We start from the raw sequence: 19,826 nt of genomic DNA on the forward strand, positions 1-19,826 counted from the left end.
GGCCGTGGAACTAGGATGTCAAAAAGAAAGTTCGAGTAAATCGCACAGCTCAAACTCTTTGAAAATTCCAATCAAATTGACGGCGGCTCGCACGTGATCGGGCGGTCATGCGCGGCGTGCGAGCCGGCGTTGAAGCCATCGCAGTGTCGGCTGAGCGCGTGCGCGAACATGTACGGCCCCTGTAGCGTCGCACGTGCGGCACTGGCAGCGGCGGGACAATATGCTCGAGCGCTACGGCCTCGCCACCGGCAGCTTTTTCGCTCTCACTTCGTCATCGCGCCATAGACGATGTCCTGGACTTGCTCGCGGTAGTATTTCCGGAGCTCGCCCGGCGCGGCCGTTCCGACCACGACGACGAGACGCTCCTTGGGATCGCAGAAGAACTGCGTTCCGTAGGCACCGTTCCAGGTGAACTCGCCGGGGTTGCCGGGGACCGACGACAGCCCCTCGCTGGTCCGGACCGCGACCGAAAGGCCGAAGCCGAAGCCGGCGCGATGCGGCTCGACCTTGGCCACGTTGTTCTTGATCTCGGGACCGAGATGGTTGGCCGTCATGTGATGCACGGTCTTCGGGGAAAGGATGCGCTGGCCGTCGAGCTCGCCGCCGTTGAGCAGCATCTGGCCGAAGCGGAGGTAGTCGCCGATCGTGGCGAACGCGCAGGCGCCGCCGCAGTCGAACTTGGTCGGCGTGTCCAGCAGCTTGATGGCTTGCGGCTTGCCGGTCAGCGGATCGTTGGCGAAGGGGCGGGCGAGGCGAGGGCGCTGCGCGTCGGTCGGGTGGAAGGTCGCGTCCTTCATGCCGAGCGGCTGCCAGACATTGGCGGCGAGATAGTCGCCGAGCTTCTGCTCGCTCACCTTCTCGACGACCGCGCCGAGCACGTCGATCGAAAAGCCGTATTCGAATGCGGTTGAGGGCTGTTGCGCCAGCGGCAGCTTGGTGATGCGGTCGATGAAGGCCTGGGTGTCGCCTTCGATCGCCGGAGCAATGCCGTCAGGGTATTGCCGCGCCACCAGGCTCGACGAGTCCGGCCGGCCGCCATACATCAAGCCCGACGTGTGCCGGTAGAGATCGTGGATGAAGATCGGCGAGGCCTGGGGCTCGAGCTTGAGCGAACCGCTAGCCTCGGTCACGCCGACCTTCATGTCGGCAAAGCCGGGATAGTAATTGGACAGCTTGGCCTGGAGCGGCAGCCGTCCCTGCTCCATCAGCGTCAGGCCCGCGACCGCCGCCATCGGCTTGGTCATCGAGGCCAGCGCGAAGATCGCATCGAGCGGCATCGGCGTGCCCTTGTCCGGATCGAGCAGGCCGTAGGCCTTGTAGTGCACTAGCTTGCCGTCCCGCGCGACGGCGACGACGGCGCCGGGCACGCGCTTGGCGGCGATCTCGCGCGCGAAGAAATTGTCGAGGCGTGCCAGGCCTGGCTTGGAAAAGCCGACGTCGTCGGGATTGGCTTCGGGCAGTGGCGCGGCGCTGGCCGTGCCGAAGGCGATGACGGCAGCCGCCGTCGCGATCATGGCGATCGTCTTGATCATTGCGTCCTCCCAGGCGAGCTCGTTATGCGGCGGCCCACTCAAGGCCTAGATCACGTCCGCACCGACGCGAAGTCAAGCACGGGCGGGGCATGACTGGGGCGCCGGTAATGCCGGAACCTATCGTGCTTCGCCCGCGCGCCACAGCGCATCGAGGCCGTGCCGATAGGTCGGATGGACCAGCGCGACGCCGAGCTCGCGCTTCAATTGCGCGTTGGAGACGCGGGCGCTGCTGGCATAGAAGCTGCGGGCCATCGGCGACATCTCGGCCGTCGCGAACGCCTCTTCCGGTGGTGGCGCCACGCCCATCAGCTTCGCGGCATAGGCGATCACGTCCTGCGGCGGCGCCGGCTCGTCGTCGCAGACGTTCCAGATGCCGCCGCTTTCGCGGCGAATGGCGGCCATGATCGCGCTGGCGATATCGTCGACATGGATGCGGTTGAAGACCTGGCCGGGCTTGATGATGCGCCGCGCTGTTCCCGCGCGCAGCGTCACCAGCGCATTGCGGCCGGGACCATAGATGCCGGCAAGCCGCAGGATCGCGGTATTGCCCTGCGCAACGTCGATCCAGGCCCGCTCGGCGGCAACCCGCAGGCGCGCACGGTCGAGCGTGGCCTGCGGCGGGGTGCTCTCGTCGACCCATCCGCCGCAATGATCGCCATAGACGCCGATCGTCGAGAGATAGACGATCTTGCGACGGCCCGCTGCCAGCACGTCGCCGAACGCCGCGATGGCGGGATCGCCGGCGCTGCCGGGCGGGATCGAGACCAGAAGCACGTCGGCGTCGCGCACCTGCTCGACCGTCTCGCGCGACGGAGGGCTGCCGGAAAAGGCGTGGAGCTCGATGCCGGCGAGGTCGTTCCGCTGCGCCGGATCGCGCACGGTGCCGGCGAGATGCGAGAAGCTGCCGCCGTGCTTGCGGACGAAATGCAAGGCGCTGTAGCCGAGGCCGAGAATGAAGAGGCGCATGGGTCTCCCTGAAAGCTCGAAGTTCCCGTCCGCGCCGTCGCGCGCCTTCGCTCATAAGAGATTTTTGGGTCCGGCAAAAGATATTGCGATTTGTCCCGCCTCCTGTCTCGGGCGATGTTCGCCTGGTACAGGGAGGCACCGATCATGCAGGCAGAAGCGCTCGCCTTGGCGCCGGCGAAGGCCAGCGAGCTGATCCGGCGCGCGGCCGCACTGATCTTCGACGTCGACGGCACCCTGGCCGAGACCGAGGAGTTGCATAGGCAGGCTTTCAACCATGCCTTCGCCCGCCACGGTCTCGATTGGCGTTGGGACCGCGCCGTCTACAAGGAGCTGCTGCGGGTGACCGGCGGCAAGGAGCGCATGCGCGCCTACCATGCGCGGCAACCGATCGCCCCGCCGCTGTCGGATGCGGACATCGCCGCGCTTCACCGCGTCAAGACCGCGCATTATGCCGAACTGGTCGAGACCGGCTGCTGTCGCTTGAGGCCCGGCGTGATCGAGCTGCTCGCCGCGGCGAAGGCACGCGGCCAGCGGCTCGCGATCGCGACCACGACCTCGCACGGCAACATCGATGCGCTGTTGTCGCAGACGCTGGGGGCGCGCTGGGCTGCGGAGTTCGATGCCATCATTGCCGGCGACGACGTCAGGCACAAGAAACCCGCGCCGGACGTCTATCTCGAAACGCTGGCGCGGCTGCAGCTGGGCGCGGCCGACTGCATCGCCATCGAGGATTCCGCCAACGGCCTGATCGCGGCCTCACGCGCCGGCATTCCGGTCCTGATCACCCGCAGCATGTTTTTCCGCGACGAGGATTTCAGCGCGGCACGGTTCGTGCTGGATGATCTGTCGGAACTCGACGCCGCCAAGCAAGAAACCGAAAAACAACCCCATGCACAGTAGAACACGCCCGCTTGTCCGGCGCGGTCAGTGGACCCGGTGGCTCGTCCTATCGTCCTCAGCCTGCTCGACAATCTGCGCGATCGGGCTCGACTGGTGATGCACCAGGCGCCAATCGTCGCCGACGCGTCGGAAATGGTTCGCGGCGGCCAAGGCGGTGCCGTCGACGATCTCGATGCAGAGCACGCGGGCGCTGTCGCCGTCGACGATCGCCTGCGGTTCGGCGCAGACGATCTGCGGCCGCTGCGGATTCTGCAGGATGTCGCGCCAGCTTCCGATCACCGTGGCACGGCCGACGATGGCGGGCCAGCCGGGATGGATGCAGGAAATGCCGTCGTCATCCGCCCACATCCGTTCCATGCCGGCGAAGTCGCCTGCTGAAAACGCGGCGTAGAAGGCCGCGTTGGCGGCGATGATCTTGCTGTCTTTTGCCATCACTCCCGGGTGGGGCAACGACAGACAAAAATCAAGCGCGACTTCCGTTCGACGTGGCGTTCAATTTGGACCGCAGTGCAGCATTGTGCGCTTGTGCTCAGGCCGAGATGAGCGACTCCACCGCCCGCCGCGCGCCATCCTGGTAGAGACGGCCGAGGGCCGCGGTGACCGCCTCGCGCAGGCGCGGCTCCGCGCCGAGCGGTCCGAACACCTTCTCCACCCCGAGCAGCGCGGGCGCGAGCCGCTCCGCGACGGGCCCCGCCTCGCGCGCCAGCTTTGCGAACTCGGCGGCAAGCGGATCGCGTACGTCGATGGCGCGGCCCTGCTCGTCTGTTGCGCTGACGTAACGCATCCAGCCGGCCACCGCGAGCGCATGCGTTGCGATCGGCAGATTCCTGGCGAGGCGGTCCCGCATCGCGCCGAGCAGACGCTGCGGCAGCTTTTGCGAGCCGTCCATTGCGATCTGCCAGGTGCGGTGGTGCAGCGCCGGATTGGAGAAGCGCTTCAGCAGCGAGGCGCGATAGGCGGCGAGATCCGTGCCGGACGGCATCGTCAGCGTCATCGCGGCCTCCTCCATCACCTGCGCGGCCAAACGCGCGAAATGCGGATCCTGCATGGTGTCGGCGATGGTCTCGTAGCCGGCGAGATAGCCGAGATAGGCCAGCGCTGAATGGCTGGCGTTGAGCAGCCGCAGCTTCATCAGCTCGAACGGCTTGACGTCGCTGACGAGCTCGACGCCGGCGGCGGCAAGATCGGGCCGGCCCGCCGTGAAGCGGTCCTCGACCACCCATTGCGTGAAAGGCTCGGTCATGACAGGCCAGGCGTCGCGCAGGCCCAGCGCGGATGACACCGCGTCCCGGTCGGCATCCGTCGTTTCAGGAACGATACGGTCGACCATGGTCGAGGGGAAGGCGGCATTGTCCGCGATCCACTTGCCGAGATCCTTGGAACGCAGCGCGGCAAACTGCGTCACGATCCGCTGCGCGGTGTGGCCATTGGCGGCGAGATTGTCGCAGCACAGCACGGTGAAGGGCTTGGCTCCGAGCGCGCGCCGCCGCGCCAGCGCCGCGACGATGAAGCCGGGCGCCGATCGCGGCGCGTCCAGATTGTTCAGGTCATGCACGACGTCAGGGTGCCGCTCGTCGAGATCGCCGGTCTGCGGCGTGTGGCAATAGCCCTTCTCGGTGACGGTGAGCGAGACGATGCGGGTGGCGGGATCGGCCATCCGCTCCACCAGGGCCGCGGGCCTCTCGCGCGCGACGACACTGTCGAGCACCGCGCCGACGACACGATGGTCGGTCCCTTCGGCGGCGCGTACGGCAACCGCGTAGAGATGATCCTGGGGGGCGAGGGCGTCGCGCGTATCCGGGCTGCGCAGGCTCGCCCCGACAATGCCCCAGGATGGGCTGCCCGTGGCAAGGCAATCGTCGATGACGACGGCCTGATGCGCGCGATGAAATGCGCCGAGACCCAGATGCACGATGCCGGGCGTGACGCGCGAGAGGTCGTAGGCCGGGCGGCGGACGGCCGGCGGCAGCCAGTCGAGATTGGCCCTGCCAAGACGCGCTGAACCTGGGCGCATGGACGTCTCCCCGTTGCTTTGCCGCTGCTTGAGCTTTGCCGCTGCTTGACATGGCGCTCGTATCGGGTCAATGCTCCGGTCAATTGGTAAGACCAATTTTCCAAAATTGGCGGGCCGCGGGCGGAAAGTCCCGCGTGACCCCTTTCGGGAGGACCAGCGTGCCGCTGGAAGCTGTGGAGGCGAGACGGCTCTATCGCCAGGTCGCCGATCAATTGCGAAGCCTGATCGACAGCGGCGAATACGCGGTCGGCAGCCGCTTGCCGACCGAGCGCGAGCTCGCCGAGCAGCTCAAGGTGTCCAGGCCCACGGTGCGCGAAGCCTTGATCGCGCTCGAGGTCGAGGGGCGGCTGCGCATCCGCGTCGGCTCCGGCATCTATGTGATCGAGCCTGCGGCAATTGCCGCGCCGGCAGCCGCGTCCGTCATCGAGGGGCCGTTCGAGCTGCTGCGCGCCCGCGAATTCCTGGAAAGCGCGATCGCCGAAGAGGGCGCGCGCGTGGCGACGAAGGACGACATCGCCCGCATCGACGCCTCGCTGCTCGCGATGGAGAAGGTCGAGCATCCCGGCGAAGCCTCCATGGTTCACGACCGCGCATTCCACGTCGCGATCGCCGGCAGCCTCGGCAATGCCGTGCTGGTGCGCGTGGTCGGCGAGCTGTTCGACCAGCGCCTCAATCCCTATTTCGCGCAGCTCGCGCATTATTTCGAGAACCCGGGCACCTGGCGCACCGCGCTCGACGAGCACCGCGCCGTGCGCGAGGCGATCGCGGCGCATGATCCGCAAGCCGCGCGCGAGGCGATGCGCGTCCATCTGGTGAGATCGCAGGAGCGCTTCGCGCAGAATTTCGGTGCCGAGAACGCGGCCGCGCCGTCGCCGGGAGCGAGCCGGAGCGCGCGAGCCCCCGCGAAGTCGTCAAAACCAAAACCTGCGCCGAAGACGCGCGCCAAGGGCAGCAGCGCGCGGCGGCGATGAGATTGTGCGGGCCCGCATCCATGCCGGGGCGGGCGAACAAGAAGCAGACTTGAACGATGGAGGAAAAGTCGATGTTGAAGAAGATGACGATTGCAGCAATGGTTTCCGCCGCTGCGCTGCTGGCTGCGACCAGTGCCAGCATGGCGCAGACCAAGCTCAAATGGGCCCATGTCTACGAGACCTCGGAGCCGTTCCACACCGCCTCGGTCTGGGCCGCGCAAGAGATCGGCAAGCGCACCAACGGCCGCTACCAGATCGACGTCTATCCGGCCTCCCAGCTCGGCAAGGAGACCGACATCAACCAGGGCCTCTCGCTCGGCTCGGTCGACCTCATCATCTCCGGCTCGAGCTTCGCGGCCAAGAGCTTCGCGCCGATCGGCGTGACCTATTATCCCTACACGTTCCGCGATGCCGATCATCTGCTCGCCTACACCAAGAGCGATATCTTCAAGGAGCTGGTCAAGGGCTACGAGGACAAGAGCGGCCACCACATCGTCGCGGTGACCTATTACGGCGTGCGGCAGACCTCGTCGAACAAGCCGATCAAGACCTGCGCCGACATGAAGGGCCTGAAGATACGCGTGCCCGACGTGCCCGCCTATTTGGCGATGCCGCGCGCCTGCGGCGCCAACACCGCGCCGATCGCATTCGCCGAAGTTTATCTCGCGCTTCAGAACGGCACGGTCGAGGCGCAGGAGAATCCCCTGACCACGATCGAGGCCAAGAAGTTCTACGAGGTGCAGAAGCACATCGTGCTGACCGGCCACATCGTCGACCACCTCAACACCGTGGTCGCCGGCGCCCTGTGGAAGAAGCTCAGCGACGAAGACAAGAAGATCTTCACCGACGTGGCGCAGGAAGCCGCCGCCAAGGCCACCGACGAGATCAAGCAGAACGAGGCCAAGCTGGTCGCCTTCTTCAAGGAGAAGGGCCTGAGCGTGACCGAGGTCGACAAGAACGAGTTCCGCGACACCGTGCTTAAGAACGTCGCGTTCGAGACCTTCGGCTATCGCAAGGCCGACTGGGAAAAGATCCAGGCGGTGAAATGACGGCGTAGCCGTCATCTCGGGGCGGTCCGCAGGACCGAGCCCGGGATCTCGAGGTTCCGGGTCTGGTGCAAACGCACCATCCCGGAACGACGTAGCGAGTTTGAGGAGGCCCCATGTCCACCGCCGAAATCCACCGGCAGATCACCGCGGAGGAGATCGCCCATACCTTCGAGGAGGAGGCGACGCCGAAGGTCGATCTCGGCATCTACGCGTTCGAGGATTGGGTGGCGCTTGCGGTCTTCTGGGTGATGGCGCTCGCCGTCTTCCTGCAGTTCTTCACCCGCTACGTGCTCAACGACAGCTACGCCTGGACCGAGGAGATCGCGACCTATTGCCTGATCGGCGTGGTCTTCATCGGCGCTTCGATGTGCGTGCGGCTGTCCCGGCACATCCAGGTCGACCTTCTCTACCGCTATCTGCCGCCGCGCGTGGGGCGCGCGCTGTCGACGATGATCGACCTGATCCGGATCGCCTTCTTCGGCTACGCCATCAAGCTGGTCTGGGTCTACATCCAGATCATCGGCGACGAGCAGATGACCACGATCAATTTCCCCAAGAATTACGTCTATTACTTCGTGCTGCTCGGCTTCGTGCTGATGTTCCTGCGTTCCGTGCAGGCGGCGCTGCAACATTGGCGGCAGGGCTACTCGGTCCTCGAACGCCCCGGTGCCTACGACGGGTCGGAGATATAACGTCATGCTGCTGTTGCTCGGAGGCTTTCTCCTTCTGATGCTGCTCGGCGTTCCCGTGGCGATCGCCATGGCCGCCTCGTCGCTGCTCTACATCCTGGTCAGCGGCGTGACGCCCGACGTCACGCTGGCGCAGCGCATGATCGCCGGCGTGGAGAGCTTTCCGCTGCTCGCCGTGCCGTTCTTCATCCTCGCCGGCAACCTCATGAACATCGCCGGCGTCACCGGGCGCATCTACAAGTTCGCCGTTGCGCTGGTGGGGTGGATGCGCGGCGGCCTCGGCCACGTCAACATCATCGGCTCGGTGATCTTCTCCGGCATGTCCGGCACCGCGATCGCGGATGCCGCCGGTCTCGGCACCATCGAGATCAAGGCGATGAAGGACCACGGCTACTCGACCGAGTTCTCGGTCGGCGTCACCGCGGCCTCGGCGACGCTCGGGCCCATCATCCCGCCGTCGCTGCCGTTCGTGATCTACGGCATGATGGCGAACGTCTCGATCGGCGCACTGTTTCTCGGCGGCGTCATTCCGGGCGTCGTTCTGACCTTGTTCATGATGATCACCGTCACCTATTTCGCGCACAAGAACAAATGGGGCAGCGACACGCCGTTCTCCTGGCCGCAGCTCGGCTCGGCGGGCCTGGAGATTGTCATCGTGCTCTCGTTCCCGCTGGCGATCTGGCTGATGGTGATGGCCGGCCTCTCGATCAACGTGGCGGTCGTCATCGGCCTCGGCACGCTGCTGGCGATCGACTGGTATTTCGACTTCTCGGCGGTGATGGCGCTGATGGCGCCGGTGATCCTGATTGGCGGCATGACGCTCGGCTGGTTCACGCCGACGGAAGCTGCCGTTGCCGCGGTGATCTGGTCGCTGTTCCTTGGCCTCGTCCGCTACCGCACCATGACGCTGCAGACGGTGGCGAAGGCGACGTTCGACACGATCGAGACCACGGCCTCGGTGCTGTTCATCGTCACCGCCGCCTCGATCTTCGCCTGGCTGCTGACGGTGTCGCAGGCCGCGCAGACGCTCTCGGACTGGATGCTCAGCGTCACCCACAACAAATGGGTGTTTCTGGCGCTCGCCAACGTGCTGATCCTGTTCGTCGGCTGCTTCATCGACACCACGGCCGCGATCACCATCCTGGTACCGATCCTGCTGCCGATCGTGCTCAAGCTCGGCATCGATCCCATTCACTTCGGCCTGATCATGACGCTGAACCTGATGATCGGCCTGTTGCATCCGCCGCTCGGCATGGTGCTGTTCGTGCTCGCTCGTGTCGCAAAACTCTCGGTCGAGCGCACGACGGTGGCGATCCTGCCCTGGCTGGTGCCGCTGATGCTGGGGCTGATCGCGATCACCTTCATTCCCGAACTGACCCTCTGGCTGCCAAAATACATGGGACTCTCCAAATGACCTCGATCGCTCTCGCCGCAACCCTGTTCGGGCCCGAAGATCTGCGCATGATCGAGCAGCCGCTCGACAGGCTCGCCGACGGCATGGTGCGCATCCGCTTCGGCGCTGGCGGCATCTGCGGCTCGGACATGCACTATTTCCGCCATGCCCGGACCGGCGATTTCGTGGTGAAGTCGCCGCTGGTGCTCGGCCACGAGATCTCGGGCGAGGTCGTGGAGATCGCAGGCACTGCCGCCAATCTGAAGGTCGGTGACCGCGTCGCCGTCAACCCGTCGCGCTGGTGCGGCCGTTGCGTCGCCTGCCACGAGGGCCGGCCGAACCTGTGCGAGAACATCTACTTCATGGGCTCGGCCTCGAAGACGCCGCACATGCAGGGTGGTTTTGCCGATTATTTCGACGCGATCCCGGCGCAGTGCGTGAAGATCCCGGATCATGTGTCATACCAGGCCGCCGCGCTGGCCGAGCCGCTCGCGGTCTGCCTGCACGCGGTCGCGCGCGCCGGCAATATCGAGGGCAAGCGCGGCATCATCTTCGGTGCCGGTCCGATCGGGCTTCTGACCATGCTGGCCGCGCGCCGCGCCGGCATGGCCGACATCACGGTGGCCGACATCGCACCGGCGCCGCTGGCGTTCGCAACCCGGCTTGGCGCTTCGCATGTCGAGAATGTCTCGGGCGGGGAAGAAGGCCTGAAGGCGCAGGCGGCCGCGCGCCCATACGACGTCGCCTTTGAGGTGTCGGGCACGGCCGCCGGCCTTGCCAGCGCCATCGGCATTGTCAGGCGCGGCGGCATCGTGGTGCAGATCGGCAATCTGCCGGGCGGTCAGATCCCGACGCCGGCGAATGCGGTGATGGCCAAGGAGATCGACCTGCGCGGCTCGTTCCGCTTCGGCTTCGAGTTCATGACCGCGGTGGAGCTGATCTCAAATGGCAGCGTCGACGTGCTGTCGCTGGTCACCGCCGAGCGTCCGCTGGCGAGCGCGCCGGATGCGCTGCGGCTGGCGCTCGACCGCTCGCAGAGCGTCAAGGTCGTGCTGACCGTGACCTGATTGGGAGAGACCCATGATGCTGGAAGGATGGCGCTGGTACGGGCCCGATGATCCCGTGTCGCTTGACGACGTCAGGCAGGCCGGGGCGACTGACATCGTCTCGGCGCTGCATCAGGTCCCGATCGGGGAGGCCTGGACGCGCAAGGCGGTCGAAGAGCGCAAGAATCTTATCGAGAACGGTCAACCGGGGCGATCGCAGCTGACCTGGTCGGTGGTGGAATCGATTCCGGTGCCCGACGACGTCAAGCGCCTGGGGGCCAAGGCGACCAGGTCCATCGAGGCCTGGATCGCCAGCCTTGAAGCCGTCGCGGCGGCCGGCATCAAGATCATCTGCTACAATTTCATGCCTGTGGTCGATTGGTGCCGCACCGACCTCGAATGGGAGCTGCCGAACGGCGCCCGCACCATGCGCTTCGACCAGGATCGTTTCGCCGCCTTCGAGCTGCATATCCTCAAGCGTCCGGCGGCCGTGCAGGAGTACTCGCCCGAACAGCAGGCGCGCGCCAAGGCGCTGTTCGAGCAGATGAGCCAGGCCGATATCGACTATCTCGTCATGGTCATCGCCAGCGCGCTGCCGGGCTCGACCACCGAGCCGATGACCTTGCCGCAATTCCGCGACCGGCTGGAGAGCTATCGCGACATCACGCCAAGGATCCTGCGGCAGCATCTCGCCGAGTTCCTGGCGCGCGTGACGCCGGTGGCCGAGCAGCTCGGGGTGTCGCTGACCCTGCATCCGGACGATCCGCCGCGGCCGTTGTTCGGCCTGCCGCGCATTGCCTCCTCGGCCGATGACTATCAGGCGCTGTTCGACGCGGTGCCTTCCAAGGCCAACGGCATCTGCCTGTGCACCGGCTCGCTCGGCGTGCGCGCGGAGAACAATCTGCCTGAAATGGCCGAGCGCTTCGGCCCGCGCATCGCCTTTGCCCATCTGCGCGCCACCAAGCGCGAATCCGACGGGCTGTCGTTCTACGAATCCGATCATCTCGACGGCGACGTCGACATGGTCGCGGTGCTGAAGGCGCTTCTGAAGGAGAACGCGCGGCGGTCGCCGGACAAGAGGATCGTGTTCCGTCCCGATCATGGCCACCGCATGCTCGATGACCTCGCCGCCACCAAGCGCACCAACCCCGGCTACACCGCCATCGGCCGCCTCCGCGGTCTCGCCGAGCTTCGCGGCGCGATCCGCGCGATCGAGCATCGGTGATCACGTGATGAGGCGGACGCTTCGCCTCTCCGCGCAAGCGGGGAGAGGGAGAAGAACATCAATAGCACGCCGCCATTGCCCCCAGCTTCGGATAGAGGCGGTCGATCGCGGCGATCTCGCTTGTCATCTGCGCGATGATCCAGTCGCGGATCTCGGCAGCGATCGGGCGCATCGGGCGGTTGCGCGGTGGCAGGAATTCGCAGACGCGGCGCGTGGTGGTGAGCCGGTCGGAGGCCGGCACCAGCGCGCCGGTGAGCAGCCAGTGCGAGGCGACCGTCAGCCAGCCGAGCGCGATGCCCTGGCCGAGCAGGGCGGCCTGCACCACGACGGCATAATCGGTGAAGCTCAGCGCCTTGGCCGCGCCGCGGCGACCGGTGAGGAGCGAGGCGTAATCCGCGGCCCAGTCGCCCGGCGTCTCGGCAAGGCGGATGATGGTGTTGCCCTCGGTGGGATCGGTTTCGCCGAGATAGGACGGGCTGCACATCGGCAGCATGACTTCCCTCATCACCAGCGTGCCGCCCGACGGCGGCTCGTCACGATCGCGGAAGCGCATGCCGAGGTCGACATTCTCCACCGGCCCGCGCAACGCGCCGGAGATGAGCTGGAAGCGTAAATCCACTTGCGGAAACTGCTTCTGCAGCTTGTCGATGCGCGGCATCAGCCAATGCGTGGTGAAGGCCGACGAGACCGACAGCGTCACCGTCTCGGTGCCCTTGCGGCGCCGCTCGATCTCGACCAGCCCGCTCTCGATGCTGCGAAAGCCGTCGAGCACGCGGCGATAGAGCAGTTCGCCCTCCTCGGTGAGCACTGCGCGCCCCGCCTTGCGGTCGAACAGGCGCACGCCGAGATGCTCCTCGAACTGGCCGAGCATCCGGCTCACCGCCGGCTGCGTGACGTTCAATTCGGCGGCCGCGGCCGTGAAGCTGCCATTGCGCGCCGCGGCGTCGAAGACGAACAGGGCGTTGCTCGATGGCAGCATGCGGCGAAGCTCGGGCATAACGCCATGTTATGAGCCGCGTGAGAATTTGGCAATTGCCGAGTTTTGCCAAGTCTGTTGTCATCGCGATCACAGCCTTAAGACAGGGGCTGGCGAGCAAGGATTTGGTGCGGCGCACGCTTCGATCCCGAGTGCTCGGATTCCCTGTCTATAAAGCAGGCTTATGGCGCGCAGTGAGGCACGCCGTTGCAGGGACGGGCGAGGTCGATCGTTGGACAAACGAGCGGAAAGCGTCGAGATCAGATCCGCGAGCAAGGCCTATGGCCCCGTCCGCGCCCTCGACGACGTCTCCCTCAATGTCGGCGCCGGCGAGTTCGTCTCGCTGCTCGGTCCCTCCGGCTCGGGCAAGACCACGCTGCTTGGAATTTTGGGCGGCTTCATCCTGCCGTCGGCGGGCACGATCCTGTTCGGCGGCCGCGACGTCGCCTTACATGCCGCCGCACAAGCGCGACATCGGCGTCGTGTTCCAGAACTACGCGCTGTTCCCGCATATGAGCGTCGGCGAGAACGTCGCCTTTCCCCTGCGTGCGCGGCGCCTGCCGAAGGCGTCCTGGCCGGACAAGGTGCGTGCGGCGCTCGGCATGGTCGGGCTCGCCGGCTATGAGGAGCGCGGCATCGCACAGCTCTCCGGCGGCCAGCGCCAGCGCGTGGCGCTGGCGCGCGCCATGATCTTCGAGCCGCGACTGATCCTGATGGACGAGCCGCTGTCGGCACTCGACAAGCAGCTGCGCGAATCCATGCAGATCGAGCTGCGCGCGCTGCACCGGCGCATCGAGGCCACCATCATCTACGTCACCCATGACCAGCGCGAAGCCTTGACCATGAGCGACCGCGTCGCGGTCATGAAGGACGGCCGGCTGATCCAGATCGACGTGCCCGAGCGCCTGCACGATCATCCCGCCGATTCCTTCGTCGCGAGCTTCATCGGGGAAGCGACCATGCTCCCCGTTCGCCGCGTCGATGCCTCCAGCGTCGCGCTCGGCAATGCGCTGCTGCGCAGCGCCCGCGTCATTCCCGATGGCGATGCGTTGATGCTGGCAGTGCACAGCGAAAAGCTCCTGATCGACGACGGCGCGCAGGATGCCGCCTGCAACCGGCTGACCGGCACGGTCACCGACATCGTCTATCAGGGCGAGAGCCTGCGCATTTTTCTGGCGCTCGAAAACGGCGTTGCGCTCAGCCTGCGCCAGCCGAGCTATCACCAGGCCTATAGCCGCATTCCGCCGCTCGGCGGCCGCCTCACCGTCACCCTTCACCCCGAGGACACCATCGTCGTGCCCAGGGTGGACTGACCTCAAGCCTTGTCCAACCGAAAGAAGAAAACCGACATGTCGACCCAAGCCGCGTTCAGCAATTTCAAGGTTCTCACCTTCGACGTCGTCGGCACCTTGATCGATTTCGAGGCCGGCGTGCTCTCCGCGGTGCGCAGGATCTCGGGCAAGACGCCGGCCGAGCTCAGCGACGACCAGATCTTCGAGCCCTACAAGCGCGGCCGCGACAAGCATTATGGGCGCTCCAGCGAGGCGATGTTCCACGTCTATCGTCACCTCGCCACCGAGCTCGGACTGCCCGCCGATGATGCGGCCTGCGACATGTTCCAGCTTGCCGTACTGCGCTGGGGGCCGTTCGCAGATTCAGTCGAGGCGCTGAAGCGTCTGCGCACGAAATTCCGGCTGGTGGCGATGACCAACGCGGACCGCGTCGCGCTGTCCTGCTATGCCCACGCGCTCGGCGATCCCTTCGACGACACCGTGTGTGCCGACGACACCGGGGTAGCAAAACCCAACCCTGAATTCTTCGCCTACAACAGGGGGCGCCAGTCCGCATTCGGCTACAAGCAGTCCGACATCCTGCATGTCGCGCAGAGCCAGTACCACGACATCGGCATCGCGCGGAAGCTCGGCTACAAGGTGTGCTGGATCGAGCGTCGCCAGGGCATCGCCGGCTTCGGCGGCACGCCGGCGGTGGAGACGCTGACCAAGCCGGACTTCCATTTCCCGACGCTGAAGGCGCTTGCCGACGCCGCCGTTGGGCCTGCGGCGTAACATCGTGAGCGCGGGCATGACACGGGACTGGAGCGCGCTGCCATCGGCCAACTCGTTGTGGGAAGCCACGGCGGCGCCGGCGCGCGATTTTCCCGTACTGTCGGGGGAGCAGCAGGCCGATGTGGTGATCGTCGGTGCGGGCTACACGGGACTCTCCGCCGCGCACCACATTGCCAAGAGCGGCCTCGCGCCAATCGTGCTCGAGGCCAACCGCCCCGGCTGGGGCGCAAGCGGCCGCAATGGCGGGGTCATCACCGCCAAGTTCCGCCTGTCGTTTCGCGAGATCGACGCCGCGCATGGCCGCGCCATGGCGAAGCGGATGTACGAGATCGCGCATGAATCGACCGACATGGTCGAGGAGCTGGTGTCGGAGTTTGGCATCACCAGCGCGAACCTGACGCGCACCGGCCAGGTCAAGGCCGCGCATAACGAGACGACGCTCCGGGCCGCGATCGACGAAGCCAACTGGATGACGCGCGAGATGGGCTCTGCCGAGGTCCGCATCCTCGATAAGACCGAAGTGCGCGAGGAGACCGGCTCGGACATCTTCGTCGGCGGCGTGCTCCATCCCGGCTCCGGCGGTATCCATCCGCTGAACTACCTGCGCGGCCTCGCCGACGGCGTCGCGCGCCGCGGCGTGTTGGTGTTCCAGGAGTCGCCCGTCGTGAGGCTGCGGCGTGAGAAGGACGGCATCGTCGCCGAGACGCCGCAAGGCGTCGTGCGCGCAAGACAGGCGATCATCGCCACCAACAGCTATTCCGACCTCACCGGCGCCACCGCGCACCTGCAGCGCACGCTGGTCCCGTTCCGCAGCGCCATGGTCGCGACCGCGCAGCTGCCGCGCAATCTTGCGGGAAAGCTGATGCCGTCGGGGCGCACCTATACCGAGACCAAGCGCATGATGCGCTGGTTCCGTATGGTCGATCAACGCGCGATTTTCGGCGGCCGCGGCGCCTTCGGCAAGCAGGACTCGCAAGCCGCGTTCGACGCACTTCGCAAGGCGATGGTCGGCATCTTCCCCGATCTTGCCGACGTCCCGCTCGACTACAAATGGTCGGGCCTGGTCGCGATGACGCTGGACTCGGTGCCCCATATTGGCCGGCTCGACGACCGCACGCTGGTCTCGCTGGGCTACAACGGCGCCGGCGTTGCGATGTCGAGCCTGATGGGTCGCTATCTCGCCGCTTTCGTGCGCGGCGAAAGCCCCGATGTCGGCCTGCTCGACGTCAGGCGGATGAAGACGATTCCGCTCTACCCGCTGCGCGAGCCCGCCGTGCGCATGGTCGCCGGCTGGTACCAGTTTCTCGATGCGATCGGTCGGTGAGTTCTCTTTGGAGGAGGCGAGGATGACGATGAAGCAGAGTTTTGGACTGAGCTGCGCGCTGCTGAGCGCAATCGGATTGAGTACGGCCGCCGGTGCGGCCGAGCAGATCACCTTCGTCTCGCAGGGCGGGGCCTATCAGCAGGCGCAGACGGTGGCGATTCTCGATCCCTCCGCCAAGAAGCTCGGCATCACCATCAACCAGGATTCGATCCCCGACGCCTGGCCGGCGATCAAGACGCAGGTCGGCAGTGGCAAGCCGATCTGGGACGTGGTCGACACACCCACCGGCAACTGCCTGCGCGGCGGCGAGCAGGGGCTGATCGAGAAACTGGACTTCTCGAAGATTCCGAACGGCGCGGCGATGCCGGAGGCCTATCGCAGTCCGTATTCGGTGTCTTACGAGTTCTATTCCAGCGTGCTGGCCTACAGCCAGAAGACATTTCCGAAGGACGCGCCGAACAGCTGGGCCGATTTCTGGGACGTGAAGAAATTTCCCGGCCGTCGCGCGCTGCGCAACCACCCGTTCGCGACGCTCGAGGCGGCACTGATGGCCGACGGCGTCGCGCCGGACAAGCTCTACCCGCTCGACGTCGACCGGGCCTTCAAGAAGCTCGAGGAGATCAAGCCGCACATCACGGTGTGGTGGACGTCGGGCGCGCAGTCGGCCCAGCTGCTCAACGACGGCGAGGTCGACATGGAGATGGCCTGGAACGGCCGTGTCAGCGCGGTCGCCAAGGAAGGCGCCAAGGTCGCCTTCACCTACAACCAGGGCATCCTGCAGAGCACATCGCTCTGCATCCTCAAGGGCGCGCCCAATCTCGCCACCGCGGTGAAATTCCTCAACGAGGCCGTCGATCCCGTGCACCAGGCCAATCTGCCGCTCCACATCGATTACGGCCCGGGCAATCCAAAGGCATTCGAAACGAACGTGATCAAGCCCGAGCGTGCCGCGCAATTGCCGAGCGAGCCGGCCAATGCGGCCAGGCAGGCGCTGATGTCCTACGCCTGGTGGTCCTCGCCCGCCGGCGAAGCCGCGGAGAAGCGCTGGGCGTCGTTCATGCAGAAGTGAGGCGAGGCAACGTTGACGACAACAATCTCCGATCCATCGCAGAAGCATCAGCGCCGCGAGCACGGGCTGATGCTGGCGCTGGTGTCGCCGGCGTTGCTCGTGATCCTGGCTCTGATCGTGCTGCCGGTCGGCTGGCTCGCCTGGCAGTCGATCTACCATGACGGCTTCACGCTGGAGAATTATCGGCGCGTCTTCACCGAGGACATCTACTGGCGCAGCTTTGCGCTGACCTTCGAGATCAGCCTCGCGGTCACGTTGATTGCGCTGCTGCTCGGCTATCCCGTCGCCTATCTCGCCAACGCGCTGCCGAAGGGCTGGAGCATCCTCATCCTGTCGCTGGTGGTGCTGCCGTTCTGGACCAGCGTGCTGGTGCGCGCCTATGCCTGGCTGGTGCTGCTTCAGCGCAGCGGCGTGATCAACCAGTTCCTGCGTCATCTCGAATGGGTCTCCGAGCCGCTCGCGCTGGTCCACAACACCTTCGGCACGGTCGTCGCGACGGTGCACATCCTGCTGCCCTTCATGGTGCTGCCGCTCTATGCGACCATGCAGAAGATCCCGAACGAGCTGATGCAGGCCGGCGCCAGCCTGGGCGCGAGCCCGTCGCTGACGTTCGTCCGCGTATTCCTGCCGCTGTCGCTGCCGGGCGTGCTGGCGGGCTGCACCATGGTGTTCGTGCTCTGCCTCGGCTTCTACATCACGCCGGAATTGCTGGGCGGCGGCCGCACCGTGATGGTGTCGATGCTGGTGAGCCGCAACGTCGAGCTCTACAACCAGTTCGGCGCCGCCAGCGCGGTTGCGGTGGTGCTGCTCCTCGGCGTGCTCGCGATCTTCGTTCTCGTCAGCCGCTTCATCTCGCTCGACCGCGTGCTGGGGCAAAAATGACGCGTTTCTCGCCCGCACGCATTGTGCTCTACGCGATCAGCGCGCTGGTGCTGGTCTATCTGATCCTCCCCGTCCTGATCATCGTGCCGATCTCGTTCTCCAGCGCGCGCTTTCTGACCTTCCCGCCGCCGTCGTTCTCGCTGCGATGGTACCAGCAATATTTCGCCAACCCGGCCTGGATGCAGGCGACGCAGGTGACGCTGACGGTCGCGGCCCTGACCGTCCTGATCGCGACGCCGTGTGGCGTCGCCGCCGCCTACGCCATCAGCCAATCGAAGCTGCGCATCATGCGCGTGATCCACATGGCGCTGCTGCTGCCGTTGGTGGTGCCGATCATCATAACCGCGGTCGGAATCTTCTTCGTCTATGCCAAGGTCGGCCTGGTCGCGACCATGCCCGGCCTCGTTCTGGCAAATGTGATGCTGGGACTGCCTTACGTCGTCATCTCGGTGCTGGCAGGCCTGCAGAGCTTCGATCCGGCGCAGGAGATGGTGGCGCGCAGCCTCGGCATGAACCGGCTCCGCAGCTTCTTTGCGGTGACGCTGCCGCAGATCAAGTCCAGCGTGGTCGCCGGCGGCATCTTCGCCTTCATCTCGGCGATGGACGAGACCATCGTCGCGCTGTTCATCTCCGGCGGCCAGTACCAGCCGCTGACCAAGCGCATGTTCACCGCGCTGCGCGACGAGATCGATCCGACCATCGCCGCGATCTCGACGCTGATGACGGCGGCCTCGTTCATGCTGGTGCTGCTGGCGAGCGCGCGCAAGAAGGACGGGTGAGGGGGCGGCGTTGCCGCTGGCGGCGCGCGAGACGTCGTTGCACGAGGCGTCGCGGGGCTTATTCAGGATCGCCCGATCGCGAAATCGGCGGCCGTCTCGGCGTGAATGGCCGTGGTGTCGAACGTCTCGACCGATGTGTCATCGGGGCCGACCAGCATCGTGATCTCGGTGCAGCCGAGGATGATGCATTCCGCGCCTGCGGCGACGAGCGCTGCCATCACGTCCTGATAACGACGACGCGAAACATCGGCGACGATTCCGAGGCACAGCTCGTCGTAGATGATGCGGTTGACGTCGGCGCGCGCCTCGGGAGGAGGAACCAGCACGTCGAGATCATGCGCGCGCAGCCGGTCGACGTAAAAGTCCTCCTCCATCGTGAACCTGGTGCCGAGCAGCCCGACCCGCCGGTAGCCTTTCGCTCGAATCCGCTGCGCCGTCGCATCGCCAAGGTGGATGAACGGGATGGTCACAGCGGAGACGATCTCGGGCGCCAGTTTGTGCATCGTGTTGGTGCACAACACGATCGCCCGCGCGCCGGCACTTTCGAGGCGCCGCGCGACCTCGGCCAGGCTGGCTGCCGCCTCGCCCCAGCGGCCTGCATACTGCATCTGCTTGATCTCTTCGAAACCGTAGGAATACAGCAACAGCGGGGCGGAATGCAGCTTGCCCATGCGATCGCGGACGCGCTCGTTGATCAGCTTGTAATAGAGCGCCGTGCTCTCCCAGCTCATGCCGCCGATCAGGCCGATGGTCTGCATTCCAGTTGCTCCCGAACTTGGTTCACCCGGATCGTAACCGAAGACGTCGAAGCTCGGTAGCCGTTGCTTGATTGCAGGCCTGTTGTGGCCGAAGGTCGCGAACAAGCCGTCGTGCAAACGGCACGGACCGGCATGCCGCCTGCGCAGGCGGCCAGGATCTTTCGACCTTGCGCGCGCTCTCGGCCTG

18 protein-coding genes and 1 pseudogene are annotated in these 19,826 nt (G+C 65.9%); 13 read left to right on the plus strand and 6 right to left on the minus strand.

The features are described from left to right. Positions 1–263: 263 nt before the first annotated feature. Together ACETMP_RS29835 and ACETMP_RS29840 are read right to left on the minus strand one after the other, a co-directional pair. A complete protein-coding gene (locus ACETMP_RS29835; protein ID WP_375158934.1) occupies positions 264–1,532 on the minus strand; it encodes a serine hydrolase domain-containing protein in 1,269 nt (422 codons plus the stop codon). Positions 1,533–1,649: 117 nt separating this feature from the next. Beyond that, positions 1,650–2,498, minus strand: coding sequence for an SDR family oxidoreductase (locus tag ACETMP_RS29840; RefSeq protein WP_375158935.1), 849 nt, complete (start codon positions 2,496–2,498; stop codon positions 1,650–1,652). Between the two features lie 144 nt (positions 2,499–2,642). Between ACETMP_RS29840 and ACETMP_RS29845 the strand changes: the two genes are divergently transcribed. Then, on the plus strand, positions 2,643–3,398 hold the full coding sequence (locus ACETMP_RS29845; protein WP_375158936.1) for an HAD family hydrolase: 756 nt from the start codon (positions 2,643–2,645) through the stop codon (positions 3,396–3,398). Positions 3,399–3,422: 24 nt separating this feature from the next. Here the strand turns inward: ACETMP_RS29845 and ACETMP_RS29850 are convergent, their stop codons facing one another. Next, a complete protein-coding gene (locus tag ACETMP_RS29850; RefSeq protein WP_375158937.1) occupies positions 3,423–3,830 on the minus strand; it encodes a nuclear transport factor 2 family protein in 408 nt (135 codons plus the stop codon). Positions 3,831–3,927: 97 nt separating this feature from the next. Further along, the gene (locus tag ACETMP_RS29855) at positions 3,928–5,412 is read right to left on the minus strand and encodes a mannitol dehydrogenase family protein (RefSeq protein WP_375158938.1); all 1,485 of its coding nucleotides are present in this window, start codon (positions 5,410–5,412) and stop codon (positions 3,928–3,930) included. A gap of 158 nt (positions 5,413–5,570) precedes the next feature. Here ACETMP_RS29855 and ACETMP_RS29860 point away from each other — a divergent pair, with 158 nt between their 5' ends. The 6 genes from ACETMP_RS29860 (at position 5,571) to uxuA (ending at position 11,785) form a co-directional block, all read left to right on the plus strand. Beyond that, a complete protein-coding gene (locus ACETMP_RS29860) occupies positions 5,571–6,383 on the plus strand; it encodes a FadR/GntR family transcriptional regulator (protein ID WP_375162026.1) in 813 nt (270 codons plus the stop codon). A gap of 71 nt (positions 6,384–6,454) precedes the next feature. Continuing rightward, positions 6,455–7,432: a sialic acid TRAP transporter substrate-binding protein SiaP gene (locus ACETMP_RS29865; RefSeq protein WP_375158939.1), complete on the plus strand. Its 978-nt coding sequence runs from the start codon at positions 6,455–6,457 to the stop codon at positions 7,430–7,432. A gap of 113 nt (positions 7,433–7,545) precedes the next feature. Next, positions 7,546–8,124 (plus strand): TRAP transporter small permease, encoded by a 579-nt coding sequence (locus tag ACETMP_RS29870; RefSeq protein WP_257176873.1) that lies wholly within the window; start codon positions 7,546–7,548, stop codon positions 8,122–8,124. Positions 8,125–8,128: 4 nt separating this feature from the next. Beyond that, positions 8,129–9,535, plus strand: a complete 1,407-nt coding sequence (locus ACETMP_RS29875; protein ID WP_375158940.1) for a TRAP transporter large permease — start codon at positions 8,129–8,131, stop codon at positions 9,533–9,535. After that, positions 9,532–10,581 carry an L-idonate 5-dehydrogenase gene (locus ACETMP_RS29880; RefSeq protein WP_375158941.1) on the plus strand — a complete coding sequence of 350 codons (1,050 nt, stop codon included), beginning with the start codon at positions 9,532–9,534 and terminating at the stop codon, positions 10,579–10,581. The genes ACETMP_RS29875 and ACETMP_RS29880 overlap by 4 nt, the downstream gene beginning before the upstream one ends. A 13-nt stretch (positions 10,582–10,594) precedes the next feature. Next, positions 10,595–11,785, plus strand: coding sequence for a mannonate dehydratase (gene uxuA / locus ACETMP_RS29885; RefSeq protein WP_375158942.1), 1,191 nt, complete (start codon positions 10,595–10,597; stop codon positions 11,783–11,785). A gap of 58 nt (positions 11,786–11,843) precedes the next feature. Here the strand turns inward: uxuA and ACETMP_RS29890 are convergent, their stop codons facing one another. Next, positions 11,844–12,782: a LysR family transcriptional regulator gene (locus ACETMP_RS29890; protein WP_375158943.1), complete on the minus strand. Its 939-nt coding sequence runs from the start codon at positions 12,780–12,782 to the stop codon at positions 11,844–11,846. Positions 12,783–12,993: 211 nt separating this feature from the next. On the opposite strand from ACETMP_RS29890, the pseudogene ACETMP_RS29895 reads away from it, so the two are divergent. From ACETMP_RS29895 to ACETMP_RS29920, 6 genes and pseudogenes are all read left to right on the plus strand, one after another. Further along, positions 12,994–14,074, plus strand: a pseudogene (locus ACETMP_RS29895) (ABC transporter ATP-binding protein). A gap of 36 nt (positions 14,075–14,110) precedes the next feature. Beyond that, the gene (locus tag ACETMP_RS29900; RefSeq protein WP_375158944.1) at positions 14,111–14,827 is read left to right on the plus strand and encodes an HAD family hydrolase; all 717 of its coding nucleotides are present in this window, start codon (positions 14,111–14,113) and stop codon (positions 14,825–14,827) included. Between the two features lie 16 nt (positions 14,828–14,843). Next, complete coding sequence (locus ACETMP_RS29905; RefSeq protein ID WP_375158945.1) at positions 14,844–16,151, plus strand: NAD(P)/FAD-dependent oxidoreductase; 1,308 nt, start codon at positions 14,844–14,846, stop codon at positions 16,149–16,151. A 22-nt stretch (positions 16,152–16,173) separates the two neighbouring features. Further along, the gene (locus ACETMP_RS29910) at positions 16,174–17,220 is read left to right on the plus strand and encodes an ABC transporter substrate-binding protein (protein ID WP_028138248.1); all 1,047 of its coding nucleotides are present in this window, start codon (positions 16,174–16,176) and stop codon (positions 17,218–17,220) included. 69 nt (positions 17,221–17,289) lie between these two features. Beyond that, complete coding sequence (locus ACETMP_RS29915) at positions 17,290–18,102, plus strand: ABC transporter permease (RefSeq protein ID WP_375162027.1); 813 nt, start codon at positions 17,290–17,292, stop codon at positions 18,100–18,102. Next, entirely contained in the window at positions 18,099–18,881 is a 783-nt protein-coding gene (locus ACETMP_RS29920) for an ABC transporter permease (protein ID WP_375158946.1), read from the plus strand. The genes ACETMP_RS29915 and ACETMP_RS29920 overlap by 4 nt, the downstream gene beginning before the upstream one ends. A 62-nt stretch (positions 18,882–18,943) precedes the next feature. Here ACETMP_RS29920 and ACETMP_RS29925 read toward each other — a convergent pair whose 3' ends face one another. Then, positions 18,944–19,639, minus strand: coding sequence for an aspartate/glutamate racemase family protein (locus ACETMP_RS29925; protein ID WP_375158947.1), 696 nt, complete (start codon positions 19,637–19,639; stop codon positions 18,944–18,946). Positions 19,640–19,826 lie beyond the last annotated feature (187 nt).

This window comes from Bradyrhizobium dasycarpum (assembly GCF_042019905.1).
GTDB classification, from domain to species: domain Bacteria; phylum Pseudomonadota; class Alphaproteobacteria; order Rhizobiales; family Xanthobacteraceae; genus Bradyrhizobium; species Bradyrhizobium japonicum_B.

Excerpts from the sequence above, each read along its gene's own strand:
- ACETMP_RS29915 (WP_375162027.1), top strand. The coding sequence starts at position 17,290 with ATGCTGGCGCTGGTGTCGCCGGCGTTGCTCGTGATCCTGGCTCTGATC.
- ACETMP_RS29925 (WP_375158947.1), bottom strand. The coding sequence starts at position 19,639 with ATGCAGACCATCGGCCTGATCGGCGGCATGAGCTGGGAGAGCACGGCG.
- ACETMP_RS29880 (WP_375158941.1), top strand. The coding sequence starts at position 9,532 with ATGACCTCGATCGCTCTCGCCGCAACCCTGTTCGGGCCCGAAGATCTG.
- ACETMP_RS29845 (WP_375158936.1), top strand. The coding sequence starts at position 2,643 with ATGCAGGCAGAAGCGCTCGCCTTGGCGCCGGCGAAGGCCAGCGAGCTG.
- ACETMP_RS29850 (WP_375158937.1), bottom strand. The coding sequence starts at position 3,830 with ATGGCAAAAGACAGCAAGATCATCGCCGCCAACGCGGCCTTCTACGCC.
- uxuA (WP_375158942.1), top strand. The coding sequence starts at position 10,595 with ATGATGCTGGAAGGATGGCGCTGGTACGGGCCCGATGATCCCGTGTCG.
- ACETMP_RS29835 (WP_375158934.1), bottom strand. The coding sequence starts at position 1,532 with ATGATCAAGACGATCGCCATGATCGCGACGGCGGCTGCCGTCATCGCC.
- ACETMP_RS29910 (WP_028138248.1), top strand. The coding sequence starts at position 16,174 with ATGACGATGAAGCAGAGTTTTGGACTGAGCTGCGCGCTGCTGAGCGCA.
- ACETMP_RS29900 (WP_375158944.1), top strand. The coding sequence starts at position 14,111 with ATGTCGACCCAAGCCGCGTTCAGCAATTTCAAGGTTCTCACCTTCGAC.
- ACETMP_RS29920 (WP_375158946.1), top strand. The coding sequence starts at position 18,099 with ATGACGCGTTTCTCGCCCGCACGCATTGTGCTCTACGCGATCAGCGCG.
- ACETMP_RS29865 (WP_375158939.1), top strand. The coding sequence starts at position 6,455 with ATGTTGAAGAAGATGACGATTGCAGCAATGGTTTCCGCCGCTGCGCTG.
- ACETMP_RS29855 (WP_375158938.1), bottom strand. The coding sequence starts at position 5,412 with ATGCGCCCAGGTTCAGCGCGTCTTGGCAGGGCCAATCTCGACTGGCTG.
- ACETMP_RS29890 (WP_375158943.1), bottom strand. The coding sequence starts at position 12,782 with ATGCCCGAGCTTCGCCGCATGCTGCCATCGAGCAACGCCCTGTTCGTC.
- ACETMP_RS29875 (WP_375158940.1), top strand. The coding sequence starts at position 8,129 with ATGCTGCTGTTGCTCGGAGGCTTTCTCCTTCTGATGCTGCTCGGCGTT.
- ACETMP_RS29870 (WP_257176873.1), top strand. The coding sequence starts at position 7,546 with ATGTCCACCGCCGAAATCCACCGGCAGATCACCGCGGAGGAGATCGCC.
- ACETMP_RS29905 (WP_375158945.1), top strand. The coding sequence starts at position 14,844 with ATGACACGGGACTGGAGCGCGCTGCCATCGGCCAACTCGTTGTGGGAA.
- ACETMP_RS29840 (WP_375158935.1), bottom strand. The coding sequence starts at position 2,498 with ATGCGCCTCTTCATTCTCGGCCTCGGCTACAGCGCCTTGCATTTCGTC.